The organism is Enterobacter sp. V87_3 (genome assembly GCF_029967835.1).
Lineage (GTDB): Bacteria > Pseudomonadota > Gammaproteobacteria > Enterobacterales > Enterobacteriaceae > Enterobacter > Enterobacter cancerogenus.
In genome coordinates, this window is sequence record NZ_JASCAM010000025.1 from 66,509 (window position 1) to 80,394 (window position 13,886).

13 protein-coding genes are annotated in these 13,886 nt (G+C 55.6%); 10 read left to right on the plus strand and 3 right to left on the minus strand.

The genetic code is table 11. The annotated features are described in order from the left end of the window. From QLG21_RS14495 to QLG21_RS14505, 3 genes are all read right to left on the minus strand, one after another. Entirely contained in the window at window positions 1-609 is a 609-nt protein-coding gene (locus QLG21_RS14495; RefSeq protein ID WP_088209012.1) for a glutathione S-transferase, read from the minus strand. Between the two features lie 89 nt (window positions 610-698). Then, window positions 699-1,835 carry an HlyD family secretion protein gene (locus tag QLG21_RS14500; RefSeq protein ID WP_137903441.1) on the minus strand — a complete coding sequence of 379 codons (1,137 nt, stop codon included), beginning with the start codon at window positions 1,833-1,835 and terminating at the stop codon, window positions 699-701. Window positions 1,836-1,837: 2 nt separating this feature from the next. Beyond that, window positions 1,838-2,194, minus strand: a complete 357-nt coding sequence (locus QLG21_RS14505; RefSeq protein ID WP_282484674.1) for a DUF3302 domain-containing protein — start codon at window positions 2,192-2,194, stop codon at window positions 1,838-1,840. A gap of 647 nt (window positions 2,195-2,841) precedes the next feature. On the opposite strand from QLG21_RS14505, the gene QLG21_RS14510 reads away from it, so the two are divergent. The 10 genes from QLG21_RS14510 (at window position 2,842) to trmL (ending at window position 13,872) form a co-directional block, all read left to right on the plus strand. Beyond that, window positions 2,842-4,749 (plus strand): PTS mannitol transporter subunit IICBA, encoded by a 1,908-nt coding sequence (locus QLG21_RS14510; RefSeq protein ID WP_006177761.1) that lies wholly within the window; start codon window positions 2,842-2,844, stop codon window positions 4,747-4,749. A 102-nt stretch (window positions 4,750-4,851) separates the two neighbouring features. Continuing rightward, on the plus strand, window positions 4,852-6,000 hold the full coding sequence (gene mtlD, locus QLG21_RS14515) for a mannitol-1-phosphate 5-dehydrogenase (protein WP_282484676.1): 1,149 nt from the start codon (window positions 4,852-4,854) through the stop codon (window positions 5,998-6,000). After that, the gene (gene mtlR, locus QLG21_RS14520; RefSeq protein ID WP_006177759.1) at window positions 5,997-6,587 is read left to right on the plus strand and encodes a mannitol operon repressor MtlR; all 591 of its coding nucleotides are present in this window, start codon (window positions 5,997-5,999) and stop codon (window positions 6,585-6,587) included. Before mtlD ends, mtlR begins: the two co-directional genes overlap by 4 nt. Before the next feature lie 57 nt (window positions 6,588-6,644). Continuing rightward, on the plus strand, window positions 6,645-7,007 hold the full coding sequence (locus tag QLG21_RS14525) for a YibL family ribosome-associated protein (RefSeq protein ID WP_006177758.1): 363 nt from the start codon (window positions 6,645-6,647) through the stop codon (window positions 7,005-7,007). 508 nt (window positions 7,008-7,515) lie between these two features. Next, window positions 7,516-7,941 (plus strand): nucleoside triphosphatase NudI, encoded by a 426-nt coding sequence (gene nudI, locus QLG21_RS14530; protein ID WP_058610504.1) that lies wholly within the window; start codon window positions 7,516-7,518, stop codon window positions 7,939-7,941. Window positions 7,942-8,216: 275 nt separating this feature from the next. Then, window positions 8,217-9,872 (plus strand): L-lactate permease, encoded by a 1,656-nt coding sequence (gene lldP, locus QLG21_RS14535; RefSeq protein WP_282484677.1) that lies wholly within the window; start codon window positions 8,217-8,219, stop codon window positions 9,870-9,872. After that, window positions 9,869-10,642, plus strand: coding sequence for a transcriptional regulator LldR (lldR, locus tag QLG21_RS14540; RefSeq protein ID WP_006177754.1), 774 nt, complete (start codon window positions 9,869-9,871; stop codon window positions 10,640-10,642). Before lldP ends, lldR begins: the two co-directional genes overlap by 4 nt. Further along, window positions 10,639-11,826 (plus strand): FMN-dependent L-lactate dehydrogenase LldD, encoded by a 1,188-nt coding sequence (gene lldD, locus QLG21_RS14545; RefSeq protein WP_006177753.1) that lies wholly within the window; start codon window positions 10,639-10,641, stop codon window positions 11,824-11,826. The genes lldR and lldD overlap by 4 nt, the downstream gene beginning before the upstream one ends. 180 nt (window positions 11,827-12,006) lie before the next feature. Beyond that, window positions 12,007-13,347 (plus strand): aromatic acid/H+ symport family MFS transporter, encoded by a 1,341-nt coding sequence (locus QLG21_RS14550; protein ID WP_282484678.1) that lies wholly within the window; start codon window positions 12,007-12,009, stop codon window positions 13,345-13,347. 45 nt (window positions 13,348-13,392) lie between these two features. After that, window positions 13,393-13,872, plus strand: coding sequence for a tRNA (uridine(34)/cytosine(34)/5-carboxymethylaminomethyluridine(34)-2'-O)-methyltransferase TrmL (trmL, locus tag QLG21_RS14555; protein ID WP_006177750.1), 480 nt, complete (start codon window positions 13,393-13,395; stop codon window positions 13,870-13,872). The last annotated feature ends 14 nt before the right edge of the window (window positions 13,873-13,886 follow it).

The following is a 13,886-nucleotide window of genomic DNA, read 5'->3' on the forward strand; positions in this document are numbered from 1 at the left end:
TCAAGCCTTTGGCGGTTCGGTACGGGCAAAGCTTTCGCGCTGGAAAAGGGTCTCAGCGAGCTTCACCAGCAGCGGACGGTCTACGCACCAGCCAGGCGAAACCCGGCGGAAGTTGAGGTAGCCAATGGCGCAGGCGATAGCAATGGTTCCCAGGTTGAGATCGTCATTCTGAATTTTCCCGTCCCGGATCAGCTGTTCACAATGGTCCAGGCTGCGGCTGATTTTTTCCCGCTGACGCAGCAGCTCCGTTTCCGACTGCTGGGCTGCTGGCCTTGCCTGCTCGCGCACGGAGGCAAGTGCCGCGTCCATAATGCCGTCCGCCAGGGCTTCTGTTTGCTTCATCGCCAGCGCCGCTTTCGGATCGGCTGGCAGCATCGCGGGCGCGATCCCCAGCAGTTCGATGTATTCCGCAATAATCGGGGAATCAAACCAGCATTCGCCCTCATCCGTCACCAGCGCCGGGACTTTTCCCAGAGGATTGTACTGCGCCACGCCGTTTTCGGCGTTGTAAGGCTGTTCATTTACGAATTCAAACGCAATCCCTTTCTCCAGCAGGAGAATTGAAATTTTACGCACGAAGGGACTGGTATAGCTGCCGACGAGTTTCATTGCCTGATCCTTGATGCCGCGAAAAACGTCAGTATGGAACAATCAATGGAAAAAGGCAGGTATGCGTATCGCATTCCTGCCCGTGAAGATCAGTGATCGAGGTAGAGATAGTGCATCCAGCTGGTCATCCGCAGCAGCACTTTACGCATCACGGAGACGTGCGCGAAGTGATCGGAGTAAACCGCCACCTGGGCATAGATGCCATCGGGAAGGGCATCAACCTGAGCGTCCGGCTTAAGTTCGATCAGCGCAAGGACACCATCCGAGCCGGGCACGACTGACAGCGATTGCAGTGCGCCCTGTGCCTGGTATGAGCCACCGGGAACCACGGGCAGGATCCCGGTGAGTTTACCGGTGAATACCTGCCCCGGCAGCGCGTTAAAGACCACCTCGGCCTCATCGCCCGGCTTCAGGCGCAGCAGCGAGTTCTGGCGGAACTGCGCGACAATCTGACGTTTTTGTTCAGGGATAAAGACCATCACCGGGCGCAGCGGCAGCGCCGCCGCATACGTCCCCGGGCGGATCAGCACCTGCGTCACGTAGCCATTGCTCGGCGCACGCACGGTGGTCTGATCAAGGTTGTATTTGGCTTCAGCCAGCTGTGCGCGCAGGGACACAATCTGCGACTGCTCTCCATTCACCACGCTGTCTAATTGGCTTTGGATCTGCATCTGCTCGGCCACAGTGCCTTTAACCATCGCGTCCTGAGCCAGATAATTTTGCCGCGCATTATCAATGTCGCTTTCAGAGAAAGGGTTAACCTTTGCCCGGCTGCCTTTCAGGTAGCGCTGATAGTCTTTATACAGACGGTCACGCTCAGCGGAGACGCGGGTGGTATTGGCCTGCGCTTCAGAGAGCTGTGCTTTTAACACGCTGATATTGTAGGTGGCGGTCACCAGGTCCGCCTGAAGCCGGTCGACGCGCGCCTGATAACGTACCGGGTCGAGCGTAAATAACACCTCACCTTTTTTAATGAGCTGGTTAGTTTTATCCGTGACGTTATTGACCACGCCCGTGACCTGCGGGGTAATCGGAATAGAGATAACGGCTTTTTGCGCCGTATATGTATAGGGGTGGTTATAATTCATTAATAAGATAAGGCCAGCAACAATAAACACACCGCCCAACGCCGCCGTGGCGAGCGTCCATTGATTTACCGGAATTCGAAATATTTTAAAAATGGCCCAGGCAAATGCCACGTAAGTCAGGATAATTAATAAATCCATGATTAGCGCTCCCGCGTAGTCTTTTCAGCCGGGACGAGCACTGAAGCCAGTTTTTGCTCAAGGTGAGCGACGCGTTTAGCCAGGGCTTCGACATCCGGGGCCCGCTCGGGAGGCTGCATGTGGTTCTGCATCCCCCAGCCGCGCTCTGGCTGGTATAGCGTGGCCCAAATCCACAGAAACGGCCAGATGGCATGGAGGGTAAACAGGCTGATCCACCCGGCCGTGTGGATGGCATCGGCATGGGGATGGTTACGCTTTTTGGCCATGTTATAAGGAATATCATGAATGGCAATGATTCCATAAAACAGAACCAGAAAGACAAAAATCAATACGCCCAGCGCAAAATAGTTGAGAAACATAATTTCCTCACTCACACGACGACAACGCATTAATGTAATAAAAAGGTATGCACGCAAATTAATTCATTAGACATCACTTTCAGAAATGATATTTATGAGCCGGGGAGTGGTTTTTTTATATCTCCATGCAAGTTTATCAGCGTGTCAAAATACAGGCTGAATAATCGTCATATAAACTTACATTATGAGCGTAATCCAGGTTTCGCCTTTTCGCCATACCACAAAAAGAGTGTCTCGTTTAGCTTTGGGTGTGATCGGCCATTTAAGGCAAACCTGAATGCAGAGTTGATGGCCGATCGCATCAGGACAAATCTGCATGCAAATATTTTGTGAATTCAATCACAATAACAAAACAAACACGCGGCGAGCAAATGTGATGCGAATCACAAAATGCTGGGTATTTTGCTTACTTTATGCCCGTTGTATTTTTTTTATGCACGCGTTATGTGATCGCGATCACTTCATTAAATGGCATACCCCCTACATTTACGTGATTGAGATCACACAAATTTTCGTTGTCTGGACAGTTGAACGATTCAATGCCAGATTTCACAGCATCAGAACAGGGCCCGGCTACCTCTGCCGCCGCACATTAACGATAAACCTCGGGCCGTAAGCCTAAGCGTAAACATAAGAAGGGGTGTTTTATGTCATCCGATTTCAAGATCAAAGTTCAAAGCTTTGGTCGTTTTCTCAGCAACATGGTGATGCCAAATATCGGCGCGTTTATCGCGTGGGGTATTATCACCGCATTGTTTATTCCGACAGGGTGGTTGCCTAACGAAACGCTGGCGAAACTTGTTGGCCCAATGATTACCTATCTGCTGCCGCTGCTCATCGGTTATACCGGTGGTCGTCTGGTCGGCGGAGATCGCGGTGGCGTAGTGGGTGCCATTACGACCATGGGCGTGATCGTCGGCGCGGATATGCCGATGTTCCTCGGCGCGATGATTGCCGGTCCTCTGGGCGGCTGGGCGATTAAGAAATTCGACGTCTGGGTGGATGGCAAGATCAAGTCCGGCTTCGAAATGCTGGTGAACAACTTCTCTGCGGGCATCATCGGGATGATCCTCGCAATTCTGGCGTTCCTCGGCATTGGCCCTGCGGTTGAAGTTCTGTCCAAAATTCTGGCGGCAGGTGTTAACTTCATGGTGGCGCACGACATGCTGCCGCTGGCGTCTATCTTTGTTGAACCGGCGAAAATCCTGTTCCTCAACAACGCCATTAACCACGGTATCTTCTCCCCGCTGGGTATCCAGCAGTCGCATGACCTTGGCAAGTCCATCTTCTTCCTGATTGAAGCGAACCCGGGTCCGGGTATGGGCGTTCTGCTGGCGTATATGTTCTTTGGTCGCGGCAGTGCAAAACAGTCTGCGGGCGGCGCGGCAATCATCCACTTCCTGGGCGGTATCCACGAAATTTACTTCCCGTACGTGCTGATGAACCCACGTCTGATCCTGGCCGTTATCCTCGGCGGTATGACTGGCGTGTTCACGCTGAGCGTGCTGGGTGGTGGTCTGGTTTCTCCAGCTTCTCCAGGCTCTATCCTGGCGGTACTGGCGATGACCCCGAAAGGCGCTTACTTCGCTAACATTGCGGCTATCTGTGCGGCGATGGCGGTCTCCTTTGTGGTCTCGGCTATCCTGCTGAAAACCAGCAAAGTGAAAGAAGAAGACGATATCGAAGCGGCAACCCGTCGTATGCATGACATGAAAGCAGAATCCAAAGGCGCAACGCCGCTGGCGGCTGGCGATGTCTCTAACGACCTGAGCCACGTACGTAAAATCATCGTTGCCTGCGACGCCGGTATGGGTTCCAGCGCAATGGGTGCAGGCGTACTGCGCAAGAAAGTGCAGGATGCGGGCCTGACCAATATCTCCGTCACCAACAGCGCGATCAACAGCCTGCCGCCGGACGTTGACCTGGTGATTACGCACCGCGATCTGACCGAGCGTGCGATGCGCCAGGTGCCTCAGGCACAGCACATTTCGCTGACCAACTTCCTCGACAGCGGCCTGTACGCCAGCCTGACCGAACGTCTGGTTGCTGCGCAGCGTCACGAAGATAATGAAGTGAAAGTGCGTACCAGCCTGCAGGACAGCTTTGACGAGAGCAATGCGCACCTGTTCAGACTGGGCGCGGAAAACATCTTCCTTGGCCGTACCGCTGCCACGAAAGAAGACGCCATTCGCTTCGCGGGTGAGCAGCTGGTTGCTGGCGGGTACGTTCAGCCAGAATACGTTGAAGCGATGCTGGAACGTGAAAAACTGACGCCAACCTACCTCGGCGAATCCATTGCGGTTCCACACGGTACGGTTGAAGCGAAAGACCGCGTGCTGAAAACCGGCGTCGTGTTCTGCCAGTATCCACAGGGCGTACGCTTCGGTGAAGAAGAAGATGACATCGCCCGTCTGGTGATTGGTATCGCCGCTCGCAACAACGAGCACATCCAGGTGATTACCAGCCTGACCAACGCCCTGGACGACGACACCGTCATCGAGCGTCTGGCCAACACCACCAGCGTAGAAGAAGTGCTGGCGCTGTTGAACAAGTAAGTCTGTTCTCTTCCCTCTCCCCGTTGGGGAGAGGGCTAGGGTGAGGGGAAAAGTTCCTCACCCCAGCCCTCTCGGGTAAAAACATTAATGAAGGTTAACACTATGAAAGCATTACATTTTGGCGCAGGTAATATCGGTCGTGGTTTTATCGGCAAACTGCTGGCAGACGCAGGCATTACGCTGACATTCGCCGATGTGAACCAGGTGGTGCTCGACGCCCTGAATGCCCGTCATAGCTACCAGGTCCACGTTGTCGGCGAAAACGAACAGGTTGAGACGGTGTCTGGCGTGGATGCGGTGAGCAGCATTGGCGACGAGGTTATCGACCTTATCGCCCACGTTGACCTGGTCACCACCGCCGTCGGCCCGGTTGTGCTGGAGCGCATTGCCCCTGCCGTGGCAAAAGGCCTGGCAAAACGTAAAGAGCAGGGCATTGAAACGCCGCTAAACATTATCGCCTGTGAGAACATGGTGCGCGGCACCACGCAGCTGAAAGCTCACGTTATGGCCGCCGTGGCGGACGAAGACAAGACCTGGGTTGAGGCGCACGTCGGTTTTGTTGATTCCGCCGTGGACCGCATCGTTCCGCCGTCAGAATCGGCCACCCACGATCCGCTGGAAGTCACCGTTGAAACCTTCAGCGAGTGGATCGTTGATAAAACCCAGTTTAAAGGCGCGCTGCCGACCATTCCGGGAATGGAATTAACCGACAATCTGATGGCATTTGTCGAGCGTAAACTCTTCACGCTTAACACCGGGCATGCTATAACCGCGTACCTCGGCAAATTGGCCGGTCATCAGACCATCCGTGATGCAATCCTTGATGAGAACATCCGTACGGTGGTGAAAGGCGCAATGGAAGAGAGCGGCGCAGTGCTGATTAAACGCTACGGTTTTGATGCCGATAAGCATGCAGCCTACATTCAGAAAATCCTCGGACGTTTTGAGAATCCGTACCTGAAAGATGACGTCGAGCGCGTGGGACGTCAGCCTCTGCGCAAACTGAGCGCGGGCGACCGTCTAATTAAGCCACTGCTGGGCACGCTGGAATACGGTCTGCCGCATGCCAACCTAATGAAAGGGATTGCCGCCGCAATGCACTATCGCAGCGAGCAGGACCCGCAGGCACAGGAACTGGCGCAACTGATTGGCGATGAAGGCCCTCAGGCTGCGCTGGCGCAGATCTCTGGTCTGGACGCCAACAGCAACGTGGTTGTGGAGGCGGTTAACGCTTATAACGCAACCAAATGATGCAGAATGCGGCGCAGGTTAGCCTGCGCCCAAATTACAGATTGTCAGATATGCAGGCAATAATGGAACAAACCCAGGCCTTTGAAAATCGTGTGCTTGAGCGTCTGAATGCTGGCAAAACCGTACGAAGCTTCCTGATTGCTGCCGTCGAGTTACTGACCGAGGCAGTGAACATCCTGGTGCTTCAGGTGTTCCGCAAAGACGACTACGCGGTAAAATATGCTGTAGAACCGTTACTGGACGGCGACGGACCGCTGGGCGATTTATCGGTGCGCCTGAAGCTGATCTACGGTCTTGGCGTGCTGAGCAGGCCCGAGTATGAAGATGCCGAGCTGCTGATGGCGTTGCGCGAAGAGTTAAATCATGACGGTAATGAATACGCCTTTACCGATGATGAGATCCTCGGGCCGTTCGGCGAGCTGCACTGCGTGACCGCCCTGCCCCCGGCACCCCACTTCGATAACAGCGATCCTGAGCTGTATGCGATGCAAAAGCTGCGTTATCAGCAAGTTGTTCGCTCTACCATGGTCCTTTCCCTGACTGAGCTGATTTCACGAATCAGCTTAAAAAAAGCGTTTCAGAAGTAAGCCTGCGCACTTTGTTGTATCCTTCCCGGTAAATCCCCCGAATTTAGAGTATGTGTTATGAAAGAAGTTGAAAAGAACGAGATTAAACGCTTGAGCGACCGTCTGGATCTGATCCGTCACCAGATGGCGGGCCTCTCGCTGGTTGATTCCGCCGAGAAGTACGCCGAACTGGAAAAAGAGGTCACTAAGCTGGAAGCAGAAATCGAGCGCCTGCGCGAAGTTAAAGGCCAGAAGCTGAGCAAAGAAGCGCAGAAGCTGATGGATATGCCGCACCGCCGCGCGATCACCAAAAAAGAGCAGGCCGACATGGGCAAGCTGAAGAAAAGCGTCCGTGGCCTGGTGGTGGTTCACCCGATGACTGAACTTGGCCGTGAAATGGGCCTGAAAGAGATGACGGGCTTTTGTAAGACGGCATTCTGATTTCATAGCATGCTTCAGCCACCCAATGCATTCCCATCCAGAATGCATTGGGTTTCTTATTGCTCAACATCTCCCGCTGGCTTCCTGTTAAAGCCAACGCGTAGTATCAAAATCGTTCCATCTAAAAGCACAACTACTTCACCTGTGTTAAATCCGATTCTGTCCTCCTGGTATAAAAATAACTTTAAAAGCAACACACGTATTTTTATTTAAAATAAAACTTCAAAAAAACGATTTCCCCAAATATCCATGAGTTGGTCCTCTTTCAGCGAGAGGGATAAGGCCAATGTTGCTCTTAACGTAATATTAATGAGTGATGAAATTCACGTTTTAAGGCTATAAAGCGTTTTCGAGTGAGAAAAAGAAAAGTACTTGGATAACCGGCCAGCATACCTCGATAACCTGCCAGAGCATCTTCGCCAGCGAGTGATGGTATGTAACCATCCTGATGATATTGAGGCTTTTTCTGATATGATAATTCAGAAAACAACGTTTTTAAGGAGCTAAAATGCGCCAGAGAATAATCGTGTGTCCTGTTATCCAAAATAACGGTGAGTTTCTGCTTTGTAAAATGGCATCGGACCGTGGGGTTTTTCCGGGACAGTGGGCGCTGCCTGGCGGTGGCATGGAACCGGGTGAAACGATGGAAACCGCGCTAAGGCGTGAAATCATGGAAGAATTGGGTGAAGAGCTTAATATCACTGACATTCGACCGTGGGCATTCCGTGACGATACTCGAACTAAAACCTATCAGGACGGCACTACTGAAGAAATTTATATGATTTATCTTATCTTTGATTGTATTAGTGCTAACCGAAAAATTACCTTCAATGAAGAATTCCAGGAAATCACCTGGGTGTCCCCTGAAAAACTAAAAGACATGGACTTAAACGAAGCGACCCGGATCACCTTTACGCAAAAAGGACTTATTTAACGGGTATCCCCTTGTCTATTGTGTGCGGGGTAAGCTAGCCCAAGCCTTACCCCGCACAAAATTGGCCCAACCAATCCCCCTTTTGACTGTCCACTGGTTCACACTTCTGCCATTACCGCTCACAAAACCATTGCTCACACATAACATTTGATTAACCATTTGTTGTCATTAACCCTACATCACCTTATTGGCAGGACCACTTTTACACTGACGGTGACGCAGAGATGAGCACAGACTCACCGCCGAACCGATCGTGTGGTCCTCTGGAGACCTGCATGAGCCTCTGGCAACAAAACTACGATCCGGCCGGGAATATCTGGCTGTCTAGCCTGATCGCATCGCTTCCGATCCTGTTCTTCTTCTTCGCGCTGATTAAGCTCAAGCTGAAGGGCTACCTTGCCGCAACCTGGACCGTGGCCATCGCCCTGCTGGTGGCGTTGTTCTTTTACAAAATGCCGGTCGACCGCGCGCTGGCGTCGGTCGTGTATGGCTTTTTCTACGGCCTGTGGCCGATAGCCTGGATCATCATCGCGGCGGTGTTTGTCTATAAAATCTCGGTGAAAACCGGGCAGTTCGACATTATCCGCTCGTCGATTCTTTCCATCACGCCTGACCAGCGCCTGCAGATGCTGATTGTCGGTTTCTCGTTCGGGGCGTTCCTCGAAGGGGCGGCAGGCTTCGGTGCGCCGGTGGCGATTACCGCCGCGCTGCTGGTCGGTCTGGGCTTTAACCCGCTGTATGCCGCTGGCCTGTGCCTGATTGTGAACACCGCGCCGGTAGCGTTTGGCGCGATGGGGATTCCGATTCTGGTCGCCGGGCAGGTCACCGGGCTGGACAGCTTCGAGATCGGCCAGATGGTTGGCCGCCAGCTGCCGTTCCTCACCATCATCGTGCTGTTCTGGATCATGGCGATTATGGACGGCTGGCGCGGCGTGAAGGAGACCTGGCCTGCGGTGATGGTCGCGGGCGGCTCTTTCGCTATCGCCCAGTATCTTAGCTCTAACTTCCTCGGCCCAGAGCTGCCGGACATTATCTCTTCGCTGGTGTCGCTGGTGTGCCTGACGCTGTTCCTCAGACGCTGGCAGCCGGTGCGTATTTTCCGCTTTGCCGATATGGGCGCGTCCCAGGTCGATCAAACCCTGGCGCGTACGGGGTATACCCCAGGGCAGATTATTCGCGCGTGGTCGCCGTTCCTGTTCCTGACCGCTACCGTAACGCTGTGGAGCATTCCGCCGTTTAAAGCCCTCTTCGCCCCGGGCGGCGCGCTGTACGACATGGTGATTAACATCTCTGTACCGTTCCTCGACAAGATGGTCGCCCGCATGCCGCCGGTGGTTCACGATGCCACGCCGTATGCGGCGGTCTACAAGTTCGACTGGTTCTCCGCTACCGGTACGGCCATCCTGTTTGCCGCTATCCTTTCCATTGTGTGGCTGCGCATGAAGCCTGCCGCCGCGGTGCAGACGTTTGCCAGCACGCTGAAAGAGCTGGCGCTGCCGATTTACTCCATCGGGATGGTGCTGGCGTTCGCGTTTATCTCGAACTACTCCGGGCTGTCGTCGACGCTGGCTCTGGCCCTGGCACATACCGGGCACGCGTTTACCTTCTTCTCGCCGTTCCTCGGCTGGCTGGGGGTGTTCCTGACCGGGTCGGATACCTCGTCCAACGCCCTGTTTGCGGCCCTGCAGGCGACGGCAGCACAGCAGATTGGCGTCTCCGACGTCCTGCTTGTCGCAGCTAATACCACGGGGGGTGTGACCGGGAAGATGATTTCGCCGCAGTCCATCGCCATTGCCTGTGCCGCGGTGGGGCTGGTGGGGAAAGAGTCGGATCTGTTCCGCTTTACCGTAAAACACAGCCTGATATTTACCTGCATGGTGGGGGTGATCACCACGCTGCAGGCCTATGTCTTAACCTGGATGATTCCATGATAGTGATGCCCAGACGCCTGTCCGACGAGATTGCCTCTCGCGTGCGGGCGCTGATTGAAGAACAGCAGCTGGAGGCGGGCATGAAATTGCCCGCCGAGCGCCAGCTTGCCGCCCAGCTTGGTGTGTCGCGCAATTCACTGCGCGAGGCGCTGGCGACGCTGATCAGCGAAGGGGTGCTGCTGAGCCGTCGCGGTGGCGGTACCTTTGTGCGCTGGCAGCATGACGACTGGTCCGAGCAAAATATCGTTCAGCCGCTGAAAACGCTGATGGAGAACGACCCGGACTACAGCTTCGATATCCTGGAAGCCCGCCACGCCATCGAAGCCAGCACCGCCTGGCATGCCGCGATGCGCGCAACCGAGGCCGATAAAGAGAAGCTCAAAATCTGCTTTGAGGCGACACAAAGCCGTGACCCGGATATCGCTTCCCAGGCGGACGTGCGTTTTCACCTGGCGATTGCCGAAGCCTCGCACAACGTGGTTCTTCTGCAAACCATGCGCGGCTTCTTTGACCTGCTGCAATCCTCCGTTAAACAGAGCCGCCAGCGCATGTATCTGGTCCCGCCCGTTTTTGCTCAGTTAACCGAACAGCACGACGCCGTGCTTAACGCCATTCTGGCCGGCGACGCCGAGGCCGCACGCAAGGCGATGATGGCGCATCTCAGCTTCGTACATACCACCATTAAACGCTTCGATGAAGATCAGGCCCGACAGGCGCGTATTACCCGTCTGCCTGGCGACAATGATATTTCCAGGGAGAACAAAGCATGATTATTTCAGCAGCCAGTGACTATCGCGCCGCGGCGCAGCGCATTTTGCCGCCGTTCCTGTTCCACTATATCGACGGCGGGGCGTATGCCGAATACACCCTGCGCCGCAACGTGGAAGATCTGTCTGAAGTGGCTCTGCGCCAGCGCGTGCTGAAGAATATGTCCGATCTGAGCCTTGAGACGAAGCTGTTTAACGAAACGCTCTCTATGCCCGTCGCGCTTGCCCCGGTTGGCCTGTGCGGCATGTATGCCCGCCGCGGTGAAGTCCAGGCGGCAGCGGCGGCGGATGCCAAAGGCATTCCGTTTACGCTTTCCACCGTTTCCGTTTGTCCGATTGAAGAAGTCGCCCCCACTATCAAACGCCCAATGTGGTTCCAGCTGTACGTTCTGCGCGATCGCGGCTTTATGCGCAACGCGCTGGAGCGCGCCAAAGCGGCGGGCTGCTCCACGCTGGTCTTTACCGTCGATATGCCCACGCCGGGCGCGCGCTACCGCGACGCCCACTCCGGCATGAGCGGCCCGAATGCTGCGATGCGCCGTTACTGGCAGGCGGTGACCCATCCGCAGTGGGCATGGGATGTGGGGGTCAATGGCCGCCCGCACGATCTGGGGAACATCTCAGCGTATCTGGGCAAACCGACCGGGCTGGAGGATTACATCGGCTGGCTGGCGAATAACTTCGATCCGTCGATCTCCTGGAAAGACCTGGAGTGGATCCGCGAATTCTGGGACGGCCCGATGGTGATCAAGGGGATCCTCGATCCAGAAGATGCCCGTGACGCGGTGCGCTTTGGCGCAGACGGGATTGTGGTCTCAAACCACGGTGGGCGTCAGCTCGACGGAGTGCTCTCTTCCGCGCGCGCCCTGCCCGCCATTGCCGATGCGGTAAAAGGCGATATCGCTATTCTGGCCGACAGCGGCATTCGCAACGGGCTGGACGTGGTGCGCATGATCGCCCTCGGCGCTGACAGCGTGCTGCTTGGTCGGGCTTATCTGTATGCCCTGGCCACCAGCGGCCAGGCGGGCGTGGCGAACCTACTGGACCTGATCGAGAAAGAGATGAAAGTCGCCATGACGCTGACCGGCGCGAAATCGATTAGCGAAATCAGCAAAGATTCGCTGGTACAGGAGCTGAGTAAATTACCCGCCGCGCTGGCTCCGCTGTCGCAAGGAAACGCGGCCTGATCTGTTTCGCGCTTTCCACTTCACGCGTTCAGTCGGTATCCGGCTGAACGCTTTTTTTGTGCAAAATAACACCTGCATAACATTTTGGATAAGTTAATTTGACATCTCTGCGCCGATCGCAGTTGTATAGACAAGCAAATACAACAGCATAAAAAAAACATCACATCGGAGATGTCGCGTATGACGTATTCAGGCAAGGTGGATATCCAGCAGGTGATTGATGACAGCCCCTTTTCCCGGCTCCACTGGGTGCTGATTGTTCTGGGGTTTCTGGTCCTGGCAATAGACGGCTTTGATACCGCCGCGATGGGCTATATCGCCCCGACGCTCTCGACGGAGTGGGGGATCGCTAAACAGGATCTTGGCCCCGTGCTGAGTGCCGCCCTGCTGGGTTTGTCGCTGGGGGCACTCATTGCCGGGCCGGTTTCCGATCGCATTGGCCGCAAGCGCGTGCTGGTCTTCTCCTGCCTCTTTTTCGGCCTCTCGAGCCTGGCAACGGCCTACGCCCAGAGCCTTAACTCGCTGACGATCTGGCGGTTTTTCACCGGCCTTGGCCTGGGCGCGGCGATGCCGAACGCCATTACGCTGATTTCGGAGTTTGCGCCGCAGCGCTGCCGTTCCCGGGCCATTAATACCATGTACTGTGGGTTTCCTCTGGGCGCGGCAGGCGGCGGAGCCATTTCGTCCTGGCTGATCCCGAACCACGGCTGGCAAAGCGTACTGTTGGCCGGGGCGATTGCCCCCCTGGTGCTCACCGTGCTGCTGGCGCTGCTGTTGCCGGAATCGGTGAAGTATCTGGTTCAGCGTGGTAAAGACGTTATGCAGATCAAGCGCATTGCCGCTCGCTTCGCCGCCGCGCCGCTCGACGCGGTAACGGGTTTTTATCTGGCGGAGGAGCGCGCCGCGCGCAAAAAAGGCAGCGTCGCACAACTCTTCTCAATGCCCTGGCTTCCCGGCACGCTGATGCTCTGGGTCACCTATTTCATGGGCCTGGTGATTTATTACGTGCTGCTGAGCTGGATGCCGACGCTGATGCTCGGCATGGGCTACCCGCTGGCGGAATCCGCCTGGCTCACCTCACTCTTTACCTTCGGCGGCACCGCCGGGATCCTGCTGGCAGGCTGGATGATGGATCGCTGGGAAGCGCACAAGGTGGTGGCGGGCGGGTTCTTCATCACCATGGTGTTAATTCTTACGCTGGGGCTGGAGCACAACCACATCGTGCTGTTTGGCGGGCTTATTTTCCTGATGGGGATCACCATGAACGGCGCGCAATCCGGGATGCAGACGCTGGCCGCCACGTTTTATCCCACCGACTGCCGTGCAACCGGCATCGCATGGATGCAGGGGATAGGCCGGTTCGGCGGCGTGGCGGGCACGATGACCAGCGCGCAGCTGCTTTCGTTGCAGTGGCACGCGGACAGCATCCTGATGTTCCTGAGCCTTCCCGCGCTGCTGGCCGCCGCGGCTACGGTCTTTAAATTGCTGCGCTGCCGGTCGCAGGATCCCGGCATCGCGTAAGACCGCTGCTTTCTGCTATTCTGCCCCCGCAATTAAGGGGGCAGCATGCTTAACATCGTTTTATTCGAACCAGAAATTCCACCAAATACCGGTAATATCATTCGCCTGTGTGCCAACACGGGCTTTCGTCTGCATATCATTGAGCCGATGGGCTTTGCGTGGGATGACAAACGCCTGCGTCGCGCGGGGCTGGATTACCATGAATTTACCGCCGTGGTTCGCCATCCTGATTACGCTGCCTTTCTGGACGCGGAAAAACCACAGCGCATGTTCGCCCTGACGACCAAAGGCACGCCCGCGCACAGCGCCGTGAGCTATCAGGACGGTGACTATCTGATGTTTGGCCCGGAAACACGCGGCCTGCCGGCGACAATTCTGGACGCCCTGCCTGCCGAGCAAAAAATTCGTATTCCGATGATGCCGGACAGCCGCAGCATGAACCTGTCAAATGCGGTGTCGGTAGTGGTGTATGAAGCGTGGCGCCAGCTTGGGTATCCCGGCGCGATATTAAGGCAGGCCCGGTAAGCGCAGCGCCACCG